This window comes from Streptomyces sp. NPDC056373 (assembly GCF_042262425.1).
Lineage (GTDB): Bacteria > Actinomycetota > Actinomycetes > Streptomycetales > Streptomycetaceae > Streptomyces.
Genome location: NZ_JBHJPX010000009.1, coordinates 114,784 through 133,629 on the forward strand (window position 1 = coordinate 114,784; position 18,846 = coordinate 133,629).

The window sequence follows — 18,846 nt, forward strand, 5'->3', positions numbered from 1 at the left end:
GGCAGGCGCGTCAGAGGATCGCGCCGGGCGTGTAACCCGCGGCCTCGGGGTGCTGCTTGACGATCTCCTCGACCCGGGCGACGACGGCGGCGACCTGGTCGCCCGCGGCACCGGTGAAGGACAGCTTGTCGGCCATCAGCGCGTCCAGCTGGGCCCGGTCGAGCGGGATGCGCTCGTCGGCGGCCAGCTTGTCCAGCAGCTCGTTGCGCTCGGCGCCCTGCTCGCGCATCGCCAGCGCGGAGGCGACGGCGTTCTCCTTGATCGCCTCGTGCGCGAGCTCCCGGCCGACGCCCGCGCGCACGGACCCCATGAGCACCTTGGTGGTGGCGAGGAACGGCAGGTAGCGGTCCAGCTCACGGGCGACGACCGCCGGGAACGCACCGAACTCGTCGAGTACGGTCAGGAACGTCTCCAGCAGGCCGTCCAGCGCGAAGAACGCGTCCGGCAGCGCGACCCGGCGCACCACCGAGCAGGACACGTCGCCCTCGTTCCACTGGTCGCCCGCCAGCTCGCCGGTCATCGAGGCGTATCCGCGCAGGATCACCATCAGGCCGTTGACGCGCTCGCAGGAGCGGGTGTTCATCTTGTGCGGCATCGCCGAGGAGCCGACCTGGCCGGGCTTGAAGCCCTCGGTGACCAGCTCGTGCCCGGCCATCAGCCGGATCGTCTTGGCCAGCGACGACGGGGCCGACGCCAGCTGCACCAGCGCGGTGACGACCTCGTAGTCCAGCGAGCGTGGGTAGACCTGGCCGACCGAGGTGAAGGCCTGCGAGAAGCCCAGGTGCGTGGCGATCCGCTGCTCCAGGTCCGCGAGCTTCGCGGCGTCCCCGCCCAGCAGGTCCAGCATGTCCTGCGCGGTGCCGACGGGGCCCTTGATGCCGCGCAGCGGGTAGCGGCCCAGCAGCTCCTCGACCCGGCCGTACGCGACGAGCAGTTCGTCGGTGGCGGTGGCGAAGCGCTTGCCGAGGGTGGTGGCCTGGGCGGCGACGTTGTGCGAGCGGCCGGCCATGACCAGCTCGCCGTACTCGCCGGACAGCTTGCCGAGCCGGGCCAGGACGGCGACCGCGCGGTCGCGGACCAGCTCCAGCGAGAGGCGGATCTGCAACTGCTCGACGTTCTCGGTGAGGTCGCGGGACGTCATGCCCTTGTGCACGTGCTCGTGCCCGGCGAGGTCGTTGAACTCCTCGATCCGCGCCTTCACGTCGTGCCGCGTGACCTTCTCGCGCTCGGCGATGGAGGCCAGGTCGACGGTGTCGAGGACGCGCTCGTAGTCGGCGAGCGCCGCGTCCGGCACCTCGATGCCGAGGTCCTTCTGGGCCCGGAGCACGGCGAGCCAGAGCTGCCGCTCCAGCTTCACCTTCTGCTCGGGCGACCAGAGCGTGGCGAGCTCGGCGGAGGCGTAGCGTCCGGCGAGGACGTTCGGGATGCGGGGCTTGGCGGGCGCAGAAGTCACGTGTACGGATTCTACTGGCGATTCCTGCAGGCCAGCGCCGCGGGTGTCTTCGTCGGAACCTACGAGAGCGTCCCGGTCGCGTCCACCTGCGGCTACGCCGGTCCTGGCCGGGTCCTACGCCAGTTCCTCGTACGGCAGCAGCTCCGGCCGCTTCGGGGGCAGTCCGTCGCCCGAGGAGCGGCCCGTCAGGCGGCGGCCTATCCACGGGAGCAGGTGCTGCCGGGCGAATCGCGCGTCCGCCACGCGCCGCATGACCCAGCCCGGTGGCAGCGTCGCCGGCATCGGCGTGTGCCACTCGGCGTCCTCGGGGTCGTGGCCCAGCGTCTGCCACACCGCCTCCGCGACCCGGCGGTGGCCCTCGGCCGTCAGGTGCAGCCGGTCCACGTCCCACAGCCGCGGGTCGCTCAGGGAGGGCGCGCCGTACAGGTCGACGACGAGTGCGCCGTGCCGGGCTGCCAGCTCGTCCACGCAGGCGAACAGCTCCTCCATGCGAGGCCGGAACCGCGCCTGGACCGGGCCCTGCCGCGCCGGGCTGCGCATCAGGACGAGCTGCCGGCACGCGGGGGCCAGCTTCTCCACGGACTCCTCCAGGAGCCCGCGGACCCGGCCCATGTCGCACTTGGGCCGCAGCGTGTCGTTGAGCCCGCCGACCAGGGTGATCACGTCGGCCCCCATGGCCGCCGCGACGTCGACCTGCTCGTCGACGATCTGCTGGATCAGCTTGCCGCGCACCGCGAGGTTGGCGTAGCGGAAGCCGGGCGTGCGGGCCGCCATCCGGGCGGCGAGCAGGTCCGCCCAGCCGCGGTAGGAGCCGTCGGGCATCAGATCCGACATGCCCTCGGTGAAGGAGTCGCCGACGGCGACCAGGCTGCTGTGGGTGGGGTTCGTCTGCATGGCGTCGGAAATGGTATCCCGTGCACATACCCGTCAGTCGGTCGGTCCCGTGGGGCGGGTCCCGGACCCGCCGGACGAACAGTTCCCACGGCCTGCGGGCCCGGTTCCTCACGCCCGCTGGCCGAACAGCTCCCGAAGGACGTCCTCCATGGTCACCAGACCGGCCAGCCGCCCGTCCGAGCCGAGGACGGCCGCGAGGTGGGTGCGGCTGCCCCGCATGGCCGTGAGGACGTCGTCCAGCGGCGTGTGTTCCCGCACCCGCGCGATGGGCCGCATGTCCCGCAGCCGGAACGGCACGTCGCGCCCGGCGGCGTCCAGCGCGTCCTTCACATGCAGGTACCCGACGATCCGCCGCCCCTCGTCGACCACCGGGAAGCGGGAGAACCCGGACTCCGCCGACAGCCGCTCCAGCTCCTCCGGGGTGACACCGACACTCGCGTACACCACGTGCTCCAGCGGCAGCACCACGTCCCGCACCGGGCGGCGGCCCAGCTCCAGCGCGTCCCGCAGCCGCTCCTGGGCGCGGTCGTCGATCAGGCCCGCCTCGCTGGAGTCCTTCACGATCCGCGCTATCTCCGCGTCCGAGTAGGAGGCGGCGACCTCCTCCCGGGCCTCCACCCGCAGCAGCTTCAGCAGCGTGTTGGCGAACGTGTTCACCGTGAAGATCACCGGACGCAGGGCGCGGGACAGCGCCACCAGGGGCGGTCCGAGCGCAAGCGCGCTGCGCACCGGCTCGGCGAGCGCGATGTTCTTCGGCACCATCTCGCCGAGCAGCATGTGCAGATAGGTCGCCAGCGACAGCGCGATCACGAAGGACACCGCGTGCCCCGCCCCCTCGGGCACGCCCAACGCGTGGAACACCGGTTCCAGCAGGTGCGCGATCGCGGGCTCGGCCACCACGCCCAGCACCAGCGTGCACAGCGTGATGCCGAGCTGGGCGGCCGCCATCAGCGCGGACACGTGCTCCAGGCCCCACAGCACGCTCTTCGCGCGCCGGTCGCCCTGGTCGGCGTAGGGCTCGATCTGGCTGCGGCGCACCGAGATCAGCGCGAACTCGGCGCCGACGAAGAAGGCGTTGACGACGAGCGTCGCCAGTCCGATCAGCAACTGGACGGCGGTCACAGCTCCACCCCCTTCTCGTCGGGCTGCCGGTCGTCGAGGGGTGCGCGCAGCCGCACGCGGGCGGCGCGGCGCCCCGTGGCGTCCAGGACCTCCAGGTGCCAGCCGGCGACCTCGAGGGTGTCGCCCGCGGCCGGTATCCGGCCGAGCACGGCCGCGACCAGCCCGGCGAGCGTCTCGTAGGGCCCCTCCGGTGCGCGCAGTCCGACCCGTTCCAGGTGGTCCACGCGTGCGGAGCCGTCGGCCGAGTACAGCGCGTGGCCGGATTCGTCGGTGCCGGCCGCGGCCAGGTCCGGCGTCTCGTGCGGGTCGTGCTCGTCGCGCACCTCGCCGACGACCTCCTCGACGATGTCCTCCAGCGTCGCCACGCCCGCGGTGCCGCCGTACTCGTCGATCACGACGGCCATCGTGCGCTTGCCGGAGAGCCGGTCCAGGAGCCGGTCGACGGTGAGCGTCTCCGGGACCAGCAGGGGTTCGCGCATCAGCTCGGAGACGTAGATCCGGGTCCGGCGCTCGGCCGGTACCGCCAGCACGTCCTTGACGTGGGCCGTCCCGACGACCGAGTCGAGGGTCCCGCGGTAGACGGGGAACCGGGACAGGCCGGTCGCCCGGGTCGCGTTCGCCACGTCCTCCAGGGTCGCCTGCACCTCCAGCGCGACGACCTGCACCCGGGGCGTCATCACGTTCTCCGCGGTCAGGTCGGCGAGGTTCAGCGTGCGCACGAACAGCTCGGCGGTGTCCGCCTCCAGGGCGCCCTCCTTGGCGGAGTGCCGGGCCAGGGCGGCCAGCTCCTGCGGCCCGCGCGCCGAGGCGAGTTCCTCGGCAGGCTCGACACCGATCCGCCGTACGACCCGGTTCGCCGTGTTGTTCAGGTGCGTGATGAACGGCCGGAACGCGGCACTGAACCAGCGCTGGGCGTTGCCCACGGTCTTGGCGACGGTCAGCGGCGAGGAGATCGCCCAGTTCTTCGGCACCAGCTCGCCGACGACCATCAGGAACACCGTGGACAAGGCGGTGCCGACCACCAGCGCGATGCTGTGCGACGCCGAGCGCGAGACGCCGAGGTCCTCCAGCGGCCCGGCGATCAGGGCGGCGATCGACGGCTCGGCGAGCATGCCGACCACCAGGTTGGTGACGGTGATGCCGAGCTGCGCCCCGGAAAGCTGGAACGTCAGGTTCCGTACGGCCTTCAGTGCACCCTGCGCACCTCGCTCGCCGCGCTCGACGGCCTGCTCCAGCTCTGCGCGCTCGATCGTGGTGAGGGAGAACTCGGCCGCCACGAAGGCGCCGCAGGCGAGCGAGAGCGCGATCGCCGCCAGGAGGAGGAGCACTTCGGTCATCGGTTCACCCCCGTTCCATGGTTCTCCAGGACGGGGCGGAACGCGCGGTGTCGCGCACGGGGAGGCTCGCCCATGGGCGGAGGCTCACAACCTTTCATGCAGGACCGAGTGGCCATTCAAGAGTAAAGGATGAGCAAAGTCCGCCTCCGTGTCGTGATCACGGCCTCGCGGCCACGACTACTCGGTGAGCGGCTTCACCCAACGTCGCCATTGCTCCTCTGCCCCGTATCCGGCCGCTCCCCACGTCCGGTGCGCGGTCTCGTTGTGCGTGAGCACCATCGCGTCCGCGCGGCGCCCGCCGAGCCGTACGAACCGCTCCTCCGCGGCGGCGAGCAGCGCGGTCGCGATGCCCCGGCGGCGGTGCTCCGGGTGCACGGCCAGCCGGTACAGATGGCAGCGCCAGCCGTCGAACCCGGCGATCACCGTGCCCGCCAGTTCGCCGCCCCGCTCGGCCAGGATCAGCGCCTCGGGGTCGCGTGCCACCAGCCGCTCCACCCCGCCGCGGTCGTCGCTGATGCTCGTGCCTTCGGCGGCCACCTTCCAGAAGGCCAGCACGGTGTCGAGGTCCTCGGGCGTCGCGGCCCGGATGCGCAAGTCGGTCATCCCAAGATCACAGCAGTCACGCCCGCCTGCGTCAGACCGTTTCACCATCCGGACATCACTCGTGCGCGATGGCCGCCAGCACGTTCATGCGGGAGGCGCGCAACGCCGGCAGCAGCGCCGCCACCACTCCGACCACGGCCGAGCCGGCCACCACCAGCACGATCGTGCCCCACGGGATCGCCAGGGCCGTCATGCCCTGGAGCGCCAGCACCTGATGCATGCACACACCCCACACCAGCCCCAGTGCGAGCCCGAGCACGGCGCCGAACACCGCGATCACCACCGACTCCAGCCGGATCATCCGCCGCAGCTGACGCCGGGCCAGCCCGATCGCCCGCAACAGGCCGATCTCCCGGGTGCGTTCGACGACCGACAACGCGAGCGTGTTGACCACGCCCAGCACCGCGATGATGATCGCCAGCCCGAGCAGCGCGTACACGAGGTACAGCAGGACCGCGATCTGGTCATGCACCAGCTGCTTGTAGTCGGCCAGGTCCCGCACCTGCACCTCGGGATACGGATCCAGGGTCTTCTCCAGGGCCGCGCGCAGATCGTCGTCGCTCGTGCCCGCGGCGGCGTTGACGTACAGCGCGGAGTCCCGCCCGCCCGGAGCGTGGCGCTCCAGGGTGCCCAGCCCGAAGAACAGCCCGCCCTGGGTGCCGAATCCCTCGGCGGTGTCCTGGTCGGTGAGCGCGCCGACCGTCAGCTCGGCCGAGCGTCCGCCCGGGAACTCCACCGGCAGGACGCTGCCCACCCGGACGCCGTGGTCGCGAGCGAAGTCCCGGTCCATGGCCAGGTGCCCGCCTGCGAGCGCGGCCGCCGAGTCCCCTCGCGCGTAGGTGATGTCGGCGACCTCGTCGAGCCGCGGATCGTAGCCCGCCGCCGTGCTCTCCACGCGGTCGCCGTCCGGGAGGCGCACCGCGACCGGTGTGAACCTCCCGCGCACGACCAGGCCCACGCCGGCGGTGTGGCGCACCTGGTCGGTGACCTCCTGCGGGAACGGCTGGAAGTTGGTGTTCTGCACGACGAAGTCGGCGCCGAGCGTCGTGTCGATCTGCCGGTCGAACGACGCGGTCATCGACTCGCTCGCCACCGACATTCCGCCGACCAGGGCGATCCCCACCATCAGCGCCGCCGCGGTGGCCCCGGTGCGGCGGGGGTTGCGCAGGGCGTTGCGCTGGCTCATCCGGCCGATCGGGCCGAACAGCGCGGGGAAGGCGGCGCCGAGCACCCGGATCACCGGGCGCACCAGCAGGGGCCCGGCGATCACCGTGGCGATCAGCGTGAGCACCACACCGAGCCCGAGCAGGGAAGCCGCCGACGACGTCTGCTCCGACACCGCGCAGCCCGCGAGGGCCGCCGCGCCGGCCGCCCCGACGAGCGCGCCCGCCACCGCACGCACCCGCAGCGGACGGCCCACCCCTGCCACCTCGGCGTCCGAGAGCGCGGCCATCGGCGAGACGCCGGCGGCCCGCCGGGCCGGGAGGTACGCGGCGACGAAGGTGACGCCGAGCCCGACCACGTACGCCGCCACCGGGGTCACCCAGCCGATCTGCATCTCGTCGGCGTCGATGTTCATGCCGAGCAGGCCCATCAGCCCGATCAGCCCGGCCGCCAGCCCGACGCCCGCGGCGAGTCCCAGCGTGGAGCCGGCCAGTCCGAGCAGCAGGGCCTCGGTGAGCACCGAGGCGCGGACCTGGCGCCGGTCGGCGCCCAGCGCCCGCAGCAGGCCCAGCTCCCGGGTGCGCTGGGCGATCAGCATCGAGAACGTGTTGACGATCAGGAACACGCCCACCAGGACGGCGACCCCGGCGAAGCCCAGCATCACGTACTTGATGACGTCGAGGAACCCGCCCAGCTGCTCGACGTCCGACTCGGCCTGCTCGCCGGCCGTCCTGAAGTCGTAGGTGTGTGCGCCGAGCGCGCCGGCCACCCGCTGTTTGAGCCGGTCGTCGCCGACGCCCGGCGCCGCGTCCACGGAGATGCTCGTGGCCGTGCCCGGCCGGCCCAGCAGCTTCGTCTGGGCGGTGGGGGTGTCGAAGTAGAGCAGTGCGGAGCCGGGGTTCGTGGTCCTGAAGGTGACGATGCCGACCACCCGGACCCGGAACGAACCGGGGGGTGCGATGACCCTGAGGGTGTCGCCGACGTGCACGTTCTTGCGGCCGGCGGTCTCGGAGTCGAGCAGCGCCTGCCCGGGGCCGCGCGGGGCACGGCCCGAGGTCAGCCGCACGGGGCTGCGCTCGTTCGGGTTCCAGGCGTAGCCGAGCGTCGGTGCCCCGGTGGTCGGGCCCACCGGTTCGTTCTCCTCGTTCACGACCGTGAGGCCGTTCACCTTCACGTCGGCGCGGGCCGTCGCGACCCCGTCGACCTGCCGGACCCGTTCGGCGAGCCCCGCCGGCAGGGTGGCCGTCCGGCCCGACGGCAGCGCCTCGTCGAGGTCCTTCTTCGGGCTGACGGTGACATCGGCCGCGGTGGAGGCGAACAGCCGGTCGAACGTGTGGCTGACCGTGTCCGAGAAGATCAGACTCCCCGTGACGAACGCGACGGACAGCAGGACGGCGAGCGCGGAGAGCAGCAGCCGCCCCTTGTGCGCCAGGAAGCTCCGCAGGGTCGCCCTGAGCACGGGTTCAGTTCTCCTCGGGTGACGCCGGGGCGCCGGGGTCCTCGTAGCGGGTGCGGATCACGTCGAACCTCTTCATCCGCTCCAGGACCGCCTCCGCCGTCGGGCGCCGCATCTCGTCGACGATCCGGCCGTCCCCGAGGAAGAGCACCAGGTCCGAGTGGGCGGCGGCGCCCGGGTCGTGGGTGACCATGACGACCGTCTGCCCGAGCCGGTCCACCGCCTCGCGCAGGAAGCCGAGCACCTCCAGCCCGGCACGTGAGTCGAGGTTGCCGGTCGGTTCGTCCGCGAAGATCAACTCGGGGCGGGAGGCCAGCGCCCGTGCGCAGGCCACGCGCTGCTGCTGCCCGCCGGAGAGCTGCGAGGGCCGGTGCCCCAGCCGGTCCCGCAGGCCCAGGGTGTCGATCACCTGGTCCAGCCACGACCCGTCGGGCCTGCGGCCCGCGATGTCCATGGGCAGGGTGATGTTCTCCAGCGCGTTCAGGGTCGGGATCAGGTTGAACGACTGGAACATGAACCCGATCCGGTCCCGGCGCAGCCGCGTCAGCTCGCGGTCCCTCAGCCCGGTGATCTCCGTGTCACCCAGCCACACCTGACCGGCCGAGACGGTGTCGAGCCCGGCCAGACAGTGCATCAGCGTGGACTTTCCGGAACCCGACGGGCCCATCACCGCGGTGAACCGGCCCCGGACGACGTCCACGTCCACCGAGTCGAGCGCGAGCACGGCCGTCTCGCCCGTGCCGTACGCCTTGGTCAGACCGCGGGCGCGGGCCGCGATCCCGTCGGCCGGCGCGAGGCCGGGAGCGTGCTCCGCAGCAGGTGTGGACAAGGCCGCCTCCTCTGGGTGGACGTGCGTGGTCCCAACCCTGCCCGAGAGTAATGTGACCCGGCCCACACTCGGTATCCTCCGCGGGTCGGACACCGCCCTTGCCGGTGCTAGCACCTGCGCGCTAGCTTCGAGGTATGGCGAAGACCCAGCTGAACGTGCGCGTCGACGAGGGCACCGCCCGCGCCGCCCGTGAACGCGCCCTGGCCCGCGGTATGAGCGTCAACCGCTACATCGAGGAGCTGGTCCGACAGGACACCGGCGAGGTGGGGCACACCTTCGTGGAGGCCGCGGCGGACTTCATGAAGCAGTACGAGTCCGTCTTCGTCGAGGAGCTCGGTGGGGGTGCCCCCGCTCGCGCGAAGCCGAGCGCGGGGGAGGACCGCGAGGGCACGCGCGAAGGTCGCCACTGAACCGTTGAACGACCTCGAGATCGACCTCGCCTGGCTGCTGATGCTCGCCGAGCACAAGACCCCCGGAGACCCCCAGGTCACCGACTGGGGAGCTCTCGTCGCCGCCGTCGCCCGCCACCGGGCCACCGTGTTCGACGTCCCCGTCTACGACAGCCCGCACGCCCGCGCCGCCGCCCTGCTCCAGCTCCTGATCCACGTCCCCGCGCTGGAACGCTCCAACGCCCTGTTCGCCTCCGCCGTCGCCTACGCGTACCTCGTCGCCAGCGGCGTCAAGGTCATCACCTCGCCCGAGCAGGTCCGCGACCTCGCCCTACTGGTCAAGAGCGGCGAGGCCTCCGTACAGGAGATCGAGCAGGAGCTGCGTCAGTGGAGCCTGTGACCGCCGGCGGCACTACCCGCCGACCGGACGCCAGGCCGTGCCGAGCACGCAGTACGAGCTGGGCAGCCGCGGCCCGTCCTCGGGCATCAGGACCTGCCGGTAGGGGCCGATTTCGAACCCGGCGTCCCGCAGCGCCCGCACCGGCTCCCGCGCCACATGGCAGCCCCCGCTCAGCAGCGGCCACACCGTCCGGTCCAGCGCCTGCTGCGTGAAGGTCATCGCCCGGCCGCCGCCCCGGCCGTGCTCGAAGAACCGCACCTCGCCGCCCGGCCGCAGCACCCGCCGCAGCTCCCCGAGCGCCCGGGGCACGTCCCGCACACTGCACAGCACCAGCGACACCACGGCCGCGTCGAAGCCCTCGCTCTTGACCGGCAGCGCCTCGGCCGCACCCGGCACGACGTCCACCGGCACCTCGGCGCGCAGCGCGGCCTCCACGGCCAGGTGCCGCAGCCGCCGTTCCGGTTCGATGGCGACGACCTCCGCGACGGTGCCCGGGTAGTGCGCGAAGTTCAGCCCGTTGCCCGCGCCGATCTCGAGCACCCGCCCGGACAGCCCGCGGAGCAGTCTCCCGCGTATCGGGCCCATGCCCATGCGGGTCTCGGCGGCCACGCTGATCCGGGCGTAGCAGCGGGCGAACAGCGGATGGTGCACGGCGTCCCGTGACACCTTGCCGGAGCGGAGCGGCATGGGAACCTCCCAGACGAGGCCGCGGTTGCGCTTCGGGGTGATTCTCCCCATCACGGGCCCGCCGCACCCCTGCTCCACCCCCCCGGGAGGACCCGGCCCCGCGCGGGCGGCGAGCAGGGCCCGCGCGGGGCCGGTCCGCGCGCTAGGCGAGTTCCGCCGCCAGCAGCGCCGCCGTCCGGGCCACCAGCGGGTTGTCGGCCTCGGCGTCCTCCTCCGGCTGCGTGGTCAGCACCGACATCACGATCGGCGGGCCGTCCGGCGGCCAGGTGATGCCCACGTCGTTGCTGCTGCCGTACTGCCCGCCACCCGTCTTGTCGGCGAGCAGCCAGTCGGCCGGCAGACCCTTGCGGAACCTCTCCAGGCTCGTCGTGTTGTGCAGCAGCCAGTCCGTGAGCCGCGCCCGGTCCCGGGGCTCGAGCACGTCACCGAGCACCAGCCGGGCGTAGGTCAGGCCGATCGCGCGCGGGGTCGTCGTGTCGGTCACGCGCCACGGCTCGGCAGAGTTGAGCTCGGGCTCCCAGCGGTCCAGCCGGGTGACGCGGTCCCCCGTCGAGCGGGCGAAGCGCGTGATCGCGGTCGGTCCGCCCAGCTCCTTCAGCAGCAGGTTGCCCGCGGTGTTGTCGCTGAAGCGGATCGTGGCATCGCACAGTTCGCCCACCGTCATGCCGGTCGCGACGTGCTTCTCGGTGACGATGGAGTAACCCGACCTGATGACGTACGCCTCGGTGTAGTGAATGCGCCGGGCCAGGAACTCACCGTCGCGGTCGAGGTCGCGCAGGACGGCCGCGGCGGCGAGCGTCTTGAACACCGAGGCCATCGGGAAGCGTTCGTCGGCCCGGTACACCACCGTCCGGCCCGTGCGCATGTTGCGGGCGTACACGCCCAGCCGGGCGGTGTGCTCCCGCTCCAGTTCCCGTAACCGCGCGGTAGCCCCGCCGGTGGCGGTCGAGGCGTGTGCCGTGCCGCCGCCCAGCGCGAGAGCGGCGGCGGCCGTGCCCATCGTGAGGGCCGTGCGACGGGAGGGGGGTGATCCGTTCGTGTGCAAGGCGGTCCCTTCGGAGGCGATCAGTTACATGAGGGAACACGCGATCACGTCCGCTTCGGTTTCACCACCCTCCCGTCCCTCAGAACGCCTCGGGCGCCTCCCGTACCCGGAACGCCTCCGCGTCCCAGGAACCGTCCAGCCCGGGCGCGAGCCACTGCGGCGCTGCCGCCCGGAAGGCGGTGGGGGGCAGGGCGCCTGACCCCTCCGGGACGGAGCCCAGCAGCGGCACTCCGGCCACGTCCGGCAGGTCCGCCAGATTGCAGCGCGCGGCGAGATCCGGGGCCGCGGGCCAGCTCCCGATCACGATCCCGGCCGGTTCCAGCCCCCGTGAGCGCAGCTCACGCGCCGTCAGCTCCGTGGTGTTGAGGGTGCCGAGCCCCGCTGGCGCCACGACCAGCACCGGCGCCGACAGCAGCCGGGCCACGTCCGCCACGGTCCCTCCGGCCGCGTCGAACCGGACGAGCAGTCCGCCCGCCCCTTCGACCAGCACCAGGTCGTGCTCGGTGGCCAGCTTGGCTGCGGCCTCAGCGACCTCGTGCGGATGGACCGGGGCCCGGCCTGCCCGGCGTGCCGCCGTGGCCGGGGCCAGCGGCTCGGGATACCGGGCCAGTTCGGCCGTCGTCACCGGGCCCGCCAGACGCGCCACCTCGGCGGCGTCCCCGGGCTCGTCCGGCCGTACGCCCGTCTGCGCGGCCTTCAGCACGGCCACCGTACGGCCCGCCGCCAGCGCCGTCGCCGCGACGGCGGCGGTCACGACCGTCTTGCCGACCTCCGTGCCCGTGCCCGTGATCACCAGTACCGGCATGTCATCCCTCCCGCGCCGCCGCGCACACGGCGCGCGCGATCCGCGCCAGGTCCGCGTCGCCCGTCACGTACGGCGGCATGGTGTAGATCAGATCGCGGAACGGCCGCAGCCACACGCCCTCGCGCACGGCAGCCCGCGTCGCCGCCTCCATGTCCACGGCATGGTCCAGCTGGACCACGCCGATCGCGCCGAGGACGCGTACGTCCTTCACGCCCGGCAGGTCCCGGGCGGCCGAGAGCCCGTCCCGCAGCCCCGTCTCGATCCGCTTGACCTCCGCGAGCCAGTCCTGACCGAGCAGCAGCTCGATCGAGGCGCAGGCCACTGCCGCCGCCAGCGGGTTGCCCATGAAGGTCGGCCCGTGGGCGAGTACCGGCACCTCGCCCCGCGAGATGCCGTCGGCCACCCGCGCGGTGCACAGGGTCGCCGCCATGGTCATATAGCCGCCGGTCAGCGCCTTGCCCACGCACATCACGTCCGGCGTGACGGCCGCGTGCTCCGCCGCGAACATCGCACCCGTACGGCCGAAGCCGGTCGCGATCTCGTCGAACACCAGCAGGACGTCGTGTGCGTCGCACGCCTCGCGCAGCACCCGCAGATAGGCGGGGGAGTGGAACCGCATCCCGCCCGCGCCCTGCACCACCGGCTCGACGATGACCGCCGCCAGTTGACCGGCGTGCTGTTCGATCAGCGACCGCAACTGCTCCGCGTACGCCTCCTCGTACTGCGCCGGGGGCGGGTCGGCGAACACCTGACGCTGCAGCACACCGGTCCACAGGCCGTGCATCCCGCCCTCGGGATCGCACACCGACATCGGCTGCCAGGTGTCGCCGTGGTAGCCGCCGCGCCAGGTCAGCAGCCGCTGCTTGCCGGGACGGCCCAGCGAACGCCAGTACTGCAGGCACATCTTGACCGCGACCTCGACCGACACCGACCCGGAGTCGGCCAGGAAGACGTGCTCGAGGCCCTCGGGAGACATGTCGACAAGGAGCTTCGCCAGCCGCACGGCGGGCGCGTGGGTGAGCCCGCCGAACATCACGTGGGACATCCGCCCGAGCTGCTCGCGGGCGGCCTCGTTGAGCACCGGGTGGTTGTAACCGTGGATCGCCGACCACCAGGACGACATCCCGTCGACCAGCTCGCGCGGGCCGTCCGGCGCGTCCGAACCGCCGGGCACTCCCGAGAGGCCGGGCACCCCCGGGCCACTCGGCGCTCCCGGGCCGTCGGCGAGCCGCAGGCGCACCCCGCTCGCCGACTCCACGACGAGCGGTTCCTGCCGCCCGGGCATCGGGCCGTACGGATGCCACACATGCCGCCGGTCGAGCTCCAGCAGCCCGGGCACCGTCAGCTCAGGCATTGGGCGCGAGGTCCGTTCCGGCGCCCCGGCGGCGGACGGCGACGAGGTCGGTGCGGGCGTCCGTGGCCGTACGGGGCTCGGAGACCTCCGGCGCGGCGTCCGAGCCGCAGGCTCCGCCACCCCCGGAACCGCAGACGCCGCCCCCGTCGTGACAGCCCCCGGCGGCCCGGTGCTCCGGCAGCGTCACCTGGTCGGTGCCCTCCACCTCGAACCCGGCGTCCGCGATCATCTCCAGGTCGGCCTTGCCGGCCTGGCCCTCACTCGTGAGGTAGTCGCCGAGGAAGATCGAGTTGGCCAGGTGCAGGGCGAGCGGCTGCATCGTGCGCAGATGGACCTCGCGCCCACCCGCGATGCGCACCTCGACGTCCGGGCAGACGAACCGCGTCATCGCCAGGATCCTGAGGCACCGCTGGGGCGTCAGGTTCCACTCCTTGCCGAGCGGGGTGCCCTCGAACGGGATCAGGAAGTTGACCGGAACCGAGTCCGGGTCCAGCTCACGCAGTGAGTAGACGACGTCCACCAGGTCCTCGTCCGTCTCGCCCATGCCGGCGATCAGCCCGGAGCAGGCGGACAGACCGGCCGCGTGCGCCTTCTGCACGGTGTCGACGCGGTCCTCGTAGGTGTGCGTGGTGGTGATCTCGCCGTACGTCGCCTCGGACGTGTTGAGGTTGTGGTTGTAGGCGTCGGCGCCGGCCTCGCGCAGCCGCTCCGCCTGGCCGTCGGAGAGCAGTCCGAGGCAGGCGCACACCTCGACGCCCTCGTTGTTGTCCTTGATCGCCTTGATCGTCTCGGAGACCCGGTCCACGTCGCGGTCGGTCGGGCCGCGCCCGCTCGCCACCAGGCACACCCGCTTGGCCCCGCCGGCCACCCCGGCCGCCGCCGCGTCGGACGCCTGGTCGGGCTTCAGCCAGGTGTACTTCAGGATCCCCGCCGTCGAGCCGAGCCGCTGCGAACAGTACGAGCAGTCCTCGGGGCACAGGCCGGACTTGAGGTTGACGAGATAGTTCAGTTTCACCCGCCGGCCGAACCAGTGCCGGCGCACCTTTCCGGCCGCGGCCACCACATCGAGCAGGTCGTCGTCGGTCGTCGCGAGGACGGCCAGAGCCTCGTCGCGGGTCGGCAGCTCGCGCCGAAGCCCCTTGTCCACCAGCGTGTTCAGCAGGTCCATGGAAGCCGATCCTGTCCTAAGGAGGTGCCCGGGGCAAAGGAGAGTTCGCACAACAGAGTCGCTTCGAGGTGTGGGTATTGCCACACACTGACCTGCTGGTGGTCCCGCTAGTGTCTGTGCACTGCCTACAAATTCCCCGGAGGACCACCCATGGCGTTCGGCTGGATCGACGAGCAGGCGGAGCTGCGTGCCCGCGCCGGACTCGTACGGACTCTGCGCCCCCGTCCGGCCGATTCGCCGCTCCTCGACCTGGCGAGCAACGACTACCTCGGGCTGGCCCGCCACCCCGAGGTGACCGAGGGCGCCGCGCGGGCCGCGCGGGACTGGGGCGGCGGCTCGACCGGTTCCCGCCTCGTCACCGGAACGACCGAACTGCATGCCGAACTCGAGCGGGAACTGGCCGATTTCTGCGGGTTCGAGGCGGCCCTGGTCTTCTCCTCCGGCTACGCCGCCAACCTTGCCGCGGTCACCGCGCTGGCTCCGCACGGCGCGCTGATCGTCTCCGACGCGGGTAACCACGCCTCGCTCATCGACGGCTGCCGGCTCGCCCGCGGCACCACCCAGGTCGTGGCGCACGCCGAGCCGGACGCCGTGCGCAAGGCGCTGGCGACCCACGAGGGCACGGCGATCGCCGTGTCCGACACGGTCTTCTCGGTGGACGGCGACGCGGCCCCCCTCACCGCGCTCGCCGAGGCCTGCCGGGAGCAGGGCGCCGGGCTGGTCGTCGACGACGCCCACGGACTGGGCGTTCTCGGCGACGGCGGCCGCGGCGCTCCGCACGCGGTGGGCCTCGCGGGTGCCGGCGACGTCGTCGCGACGGTCACCCTCTCCAAGTCGCTCGGCAGCCAGGGCGGAGCCGTCCTCGGCCCCGCGCGGGTCGTCGACCACCTGGTCAACGCGGCCCGGACGTTCATCTTCGACACCGGGCTCGCCCCCGCGGCGGCGGGGGCGGCCCTGGCGGCCCTGCGGCTGCTGCGCCGCGAGCCGCAGCGGGCGGCACGGGCCCGCGCCGTGGCGGGCGAACTGCACGCACGCCTGACCGCCGCGGGTCTGGAAGCGGTCCGTCCGGACGCCGCGGTGGTCTCGGTGCGGGCGGCCTCTCCCGAGGATGCCGTGCGCTGGGCGGCACAGTGCCGCGCGGCGGGTCTGGCCGTGGGGTGCTTCCGGCCCCCTTCCGTGCCGGACGGCATCTCACGGCTCAGGCTGACGGCACGCGCGGACCTGACCGCTCAGCAGATCGAACGCGCTGTACGGCTGATCGGCGAGACGCGGCCATGAGTCGGCGTGGCACGGCCGTGCGTCGCACGATGACGGTCTGATCGAACGCGTCCGCGAGCGCGCCTACATACGGTTCACCCCGGCCGCGAAGGCCTGCCAGCTCCCGGCGGAGAAGAGCAGCGCGGGTCCGGCCGGGTTCTTGGAGTCGCGCACGGCGAGCAGTCCGGTCCAGGGCGGGGCATCCGGACACCCGGTCTCGACGCAGTTGTTCGCGCCGGTGCTGTAGCTGCTGCGCAGCCATCGCACACCGGGCAGTTCGATGCTTGAGGGGACGTGACGAGGCAGTGCACGCATGGTGCCTCCTTACGCGCCGGCTGCTGTCCCGGCGATGAAATCCAACGAGTCCTCGGGCGAAAGGGCGTGGATCTGAAGGGCGTTGAAGGCCTCCGTGTAGGCCTGGAGGTCTTCTTTCCGTTCGAGGTAGAGGCTACTCGTCAAGTGGTCGAGAACAACCACGTCCAGATCAGAAGTGCTCGAAAATGACAAGATAACGAAAGGTCCGGTGACGCCGATGTGTGCCCCGGCGGCGAACGGCAGTACCTGCAGGCGCACTTGGGGCAGTCGGGCCGCCTCGACCAGTCGCTCCAGCTGGCGGGCCATGACCCCGGGCCCGCCCACTTCCCGCCGCAGTACCGCCTCGTCCAGCACGGCGCTCAGTTCCAGCGGGGGATCGGCGCGCAGCACGTCCTGCCGGGCCAGCCGCACCTCGACCAGTGTGTCGAGCCGGTCCTCGGGGAGCCCCTCCACCGCGGCGCGGGTCACCGCACGCGCGTACTCGGGCGTCTGGAGCAGGCCCGGGACGACGGTGGTCTCCAGCGTGCGCATCTCGCCGGCCTGGGACTCCAGGCTGATGAAGTCCCGGTAGGTCGGCGGCAGTACCCCGCGGTAGGCGTGCCACCAGTGGTGCCGGCCGTCACTGTCCTCGGCGCCCGCCAGCACCATGAGCAGTTCGCGGAGTTGGGCGTCCGCCACACCGTAGGCATCCAGGAGTAACCGCACATCGGCCGGTTTCACCCCGCTCGTGCCCGTCTCGATCCGGCTGACCTTGGACTGGTGCCAGCCCACCAGCCGGGCCGCTTCACCGCTCGTGAGCCCCGCAGAGGTGCGCAGCGCACGCAGTTCGGCGCCCAGTTTCCGGCGGCGCACCGCGGGACCGTGCTGCATGGGCTACTCCCTACTCCTTCGGAGCCACCCAAATACGGTCTCGCGTCGCAGAGTTCACCGCTTTGAGCGACAGATATATGCATATCTTGGTGGATCGCCGACCTTCACGGGTGTTCTGGTGGCAGTCTGACGACGAAGCACCAGTCCGGGACCGTACTCGAACCATCCGCTCCATGTCGGGCTACGGTCCCGTGGGAAAGGGACGACGTCGCCATGGCAGACCATTTGGAAGCATCCGTCACTCTGCCGAGCGATCCCGCCTCGGTTTCCGCAGCGCGTGCCTATGTGGTGAGCACGCTGGCGGAGTGGGGCCTGCCGGCGGACACGGACGTGTCCGACGCCGTCCGGCTCATCATCTCCGAACTCGCCACCAACGCCGTCCAGCACACCTTCGGCCAGTCGCCCACCTTCACCGTGGACGTCGAGCTGGACCGCGACGAGCAGCTGCGCATCGGTGTCACGGACAGTCACCCACGCTTCCCCAGACGCCTGCCCGCGGCCGTCCAGCAGGACAACGGCCGCGGCCTGGTCATCATCCGGTGGCTGACCGCCGAGTGCGGCGGCAGACTGCACATCCGCCCCACCCGCGAAGGCGGCAAGACCATCTCGGTCGAACTCCCGTGGGCCGTTCCGGTCCGGCCGGTGACGACGGCGGGCCAGCAGGAGTCTTAGCCGGTCACCACGGAACCTGAAAGACCGGTCACCGCAGAACCTGAAAGACCTGACAGGCCCAGGAAACAGAACAGGCCCAGGAAACAGACCTGAAGCCCCTGTCGGATCCGAAGAACCTTCTACAGACCTGAAGGCCCCCAGCGGGTGCCTTTGCACACCCCGGCCCGCGTGACCCACTTCCGGGCCCTCCCACGGCTCTACGCAGTCCACTGCGTGCCGTGCGACCCGCCGGAGCCCGTGGCCGTCACCGGCGCCGGGTCGACGCCTCCCGGTGTGCTGCCGCCCCGCGAAGCCCGGACGGCTGCCGGACAGTGCTCCGCAGTGGTGCGGGAAGCCTGATCTCGGCCCCCTCCGGCTCCTCCCCGGTGGTCACCTCGGCCCCCCTCCGTTCCCCGTGCAGCCCCGCCCGCCGCACCAGCCGGGGAAGTACCCCCCACAGTCCGACGCAGACCAGGAAGGTCGCGGCGCCCGCGGCGATGCCACCCGTACGGCCCATGGTCACGTCGACCACCAGCAGCACCGAGCCGCTGAACGCGAACACCAGCACGCTCAGACCGGTCGTGGCCAGACGCGAGGAGACCTGCACTATGCGGGGCTTGGCGCCCTGCTGGAAGAGGGAGCGGTGCAGCGCTGCCGGTGCGGTGAAGAGCGCGGCGGCCAGGACCGCCAGCAGCAGCGTGACGACGTAGGTGACGCGCTGAACCGTGTCGAGGTCCCCGAAGCGCGAGGTGAAGGCCAGCGACAGCAGGAAGGCGAAGAGGATCTGCACACCCGTCTGGGTGACGCGGAGTTCCTGGAGCAGCTCGACGAAGTTGCGGTCGGCGCGTTGCAGCGGAGTCTCGTTGCGCGCGGTGCAGGGACGGTGCTCGGCCATGACAGTACGGGTATCCACAAGAGCCCGTGTCACGCTCCGGCGTGGGGCGGCGCGGCAAGAAAGCCCCCCCCCCCCCGGGGGGGGCCAGAACCCCCCCCGACCAAAACCACGGTGGGCCGAAGATGTTGAGACCCCCCACCCCCCCCCCCCAC

Annotated in this window: 19 protein-coding genes; 4 read left to right on the forward strand and 15 right to left on the reverse strand. The window is 72.2% G+C overall.

The genetic code is table 11. The annotated features are described in order from the left end of the window. Positions 1-10 precede the first annotated feature (10 nt). The 7 genes from purB to ACFCXS_RS20320 all read right to left on the reverse strand — a co-directional run bounded on the left by purB (position 11) and on the right by ACFCXS_RS20320 (position 8,858). Positions 11-1,453, reverse strand: coding sequence for an adenylosuccinate lyase (gene purB / locus ACFCXS_RS20290; protein ID WP_376644734.1), 1,443 nt, complete (start codon positions 1,451-1,453; stop codon positions 11-13). Positions 1,454-1,567: 114 nt separating this feature from the next. Then, positions 1,568-2,347: an SGNH/GDSL hydrolase family protein gene (locus ACFCXS_RS20295; protein ID WP_376644735.1), complete on the reverse strand. Its 780-nt coding sequence runs from the start codon at positions 2,345-2,347 to the stop codon at positions 1,568-1,570. A gap of 108 nt (positions 2,348-2,455) precedes the next feature. Continuing rightward, complete coding sequence (locus ACFCXS_RS20300; RefSeq protein WP_376644736.1) at positions 2,456-3,469, reverse strand: hemolysin family protein; 1,014 nt, start codon at positions 3,467-3,469, stop codon at positions 2,456-2,458. After that, on the reverse strand, positions 3,466-4,806 hold the full coding sequence (locus tag ACFCXS_RS20305; RefSeq protein ID WP_376644737.1) for a hemolysin family protein: 1,341 nt from the start codon (positions 4,804-4,806) through the stop codon (positions 3,466-3,468). The genes ACFCXS_RS20300 and ACFCXS_RS20305 overlap by 4 nt, the downstream gene beginning before the upstream one ends. Before the next feature lie 177 nt (positions 4,807-4,983). Beyond that, a complete protein-coding gene (locus ACFCXS_RS20310) occupies positions 4,984-5,409 on the reverse strand; it encodes a GNAT family N-acetyltransferase (RefSeq protein ID WP_376644738.1) in 426 nt (141 codons plus the stop codon). A 55-nt stretch (positions 5,410-5,464) separates the two neighbouring features. Then, entirely contained in the window at positions 5,465-8,032 is a 2,568-nt protein-coding gene (locus tag ACFCXS_RS20315; RefSeq protein WP_376644739.1) for an FtsX-like permease family protein, read from the reverse strand. Positions 8,033-8,036: 4 nt separating this feature from the next. Continuing rightward, positions 8,037-8,858, reverse strand: coding sequence for an ABC transporter ATP-binding protein (locus ACFCXS_RS20320; RefSeq protein WP_376644740.1), 822 nt, complete (start codon positions 8,856-8,858; stop codon positions 8,037-8,039). Between the two features lie 134 nt (positions 8,859-8,992). Here ACFCXS_RS20320 and ACFCXS_RS20325 point away from each other — a divergent pair, with 134 nt between their 5' ends. Together ACFCXS_RS20325 and ACFCXS_RS20330 are read left to right on the forward strand one after the other, a co-directional pair. Beyond that, entirely contained in the window at positions 8,993-9,268 is a 276-nt protein-coding gene (locus ACFCXS_RS20325) for a toxin-antitoxin system HicB family antitoxin (protein ID WP_376644741.1), read from the forward strand. A 4-nt stretch (positions 9,269-9,272) separates the two neighbouring features. Continuing rightward, a complete protein-coding gene (locus tag ACFCXS_RS20330; protein ID WP_376644742.1) occupies positions 9,273-9,647 on the forward strand; it encodes a fic family toxin-antitoxin system, toxin component in 375 nt (124 codons plus the stop codon). A gap of 12 nt (positions 9,648-9,659) precedes the next feature. On the opposite strand, the gene ACFCXS_RS20335 is transcribed toward ACFCXS_RS20330, so the two are convergent. From ACFCXS_RS20335 to bioB, 5 genes are all read right to left on the reverse strand, one after another. Further along, a complete protein-coding gene (locus tag ACFCXS_RS20335) occupies positions 9,660-10,334 on the reverse strand; it encodes a class I SAM-dependent methyltransferase (RefSeq protein WP_376644743.1) in 675 nt (224 codons plus the stop codon). A gap of 142 nt (positions 10,335-10,476) precedes the next feature. Next, on the reverse strand, positions 10,477-11,334 hold the full coding sequence (gene bla, locus ACFCXS_RS20340; protein WP_376644992.1) for a class A beta-lactamase: 858 nt from the start codon (positions 11,332-11,334) through the stop codon (positions 10,477-10,479). A 124-nt stretch (positions 11,335-11,458) separates the two neighbouring features. After that, the gene (gene bioD / locus ACFCXS_RS20345; RefSeq protein ID WP_376644744.1) at positions 11,459-12,184 is read right to left on the reverse strand and encodes a dethiobiotin synthase; all 726 of its coding nucleotides are present in this window, start codon (positions 12,182-12,184) and stop codon (positions 11,459-11,461) included. Position 12,185: 1 nt separating this feature from the next. Then, a complete protein-coding gene (locus ACFCXS_RS20350; RefSeq protein WP_376644745.1) occupies positions 12,186-13,538 on the reverse strand; it encodes an adenosylmethionine--8-amino-7-oxononanoate transaminase in 1,353 nt (450 codons plus the stop codon). Further along, positions 13,531-14,706 carry a biotin synthase BioB gene (bioB, locus tag ACFCXS_RS20355; protein ID WP_376644746.1) on the reverse strand — a complete coding sequence of 392 codons (1,176 nt, stop codon included), beginning with the start codon at positions 14,704-14,706 and terminating at the stop codon, positions 13,531-13,533. Before bioB ends, ACFCXS_RS20350 begins: the two co-directional genes overlap by 8 nt. A 150-nt stretch (positions 14,707-14,856) precedes the next feature. On the opposite strand from bioB, the gene ACFCXS_RS20360 reads away from it, so the two are divergent. Next, positions 14,857-15,984 carry an 8-amino-7-oxononanoate synthase gene (locus ACFCXS_RS20360; protein WP_376644747.1) on the forward strand — a complete coding sequence of 376 codons (1,128 nt, stop codon included), beginning with the start codon at positions 14,857-14,859 and terminating at the stop codon, positions 15,982-15,984. 63 nt (positions 15,985-16,047) lie between these two features. On the opposite strand, the gene ACFCXS_RS20365 is transcribed toward ACFCXS_RS20360, so the two are convergent. Next, positions 16,048-16,278 (reverse strand): DUF397 domain-containing protein, encoded by a 231-nt coding sequence (locus ACFCXS_RS20365; protein WP_376644748.1) that lies wholly within the window; start codon positions 16,276-16,278, stop codon positions 16,048-16,050. Between the two features lie 9 nt (positions 16,279-16,287). Then, positions 16,288-17,148, reverse strand: a complete 861-nt coding sequence (locus ACFCXS_RS20370) for a helix-turn-helix domain-containing protein (protein WP_376644749.1) — start codon at positions 17,146-17,148, stop codon at positions 16,288-16,290. Positions 17,149-17,361: 213 nt separating this feature from the next. On the opposite strand from ACFCXS_RS20370, the gene ACFCXS_RS20375 reads away from it, so the two are divergent. Further along, positions 17,362-17,820, forward strand: a complete 459-nt coding sequence (locus tag ACFCXS_RS20375; RefSeq protein WP_376644750.1) for an ATP-binding protein — start codon at positions 17,362-17,364, stop codon at positions 17,818-17,820. 244 nt (positions 17,821-18,064) lie between these two features. Here the strand turns inward: ACFCXS_RS20375 and ACFCXS_RS20380 are convergent, their stop codons facing one another. Further along, entirely contained in the window at positions 18,065-18,694 is a 630-nt protein-coding gene (locus ACFCXS_RS20380; protein WP_376644751.1) for a DUF6328 family protein, read from the reverse strand. Positions 18,695-18,846 lie beyond the last annotated feature (152 nt).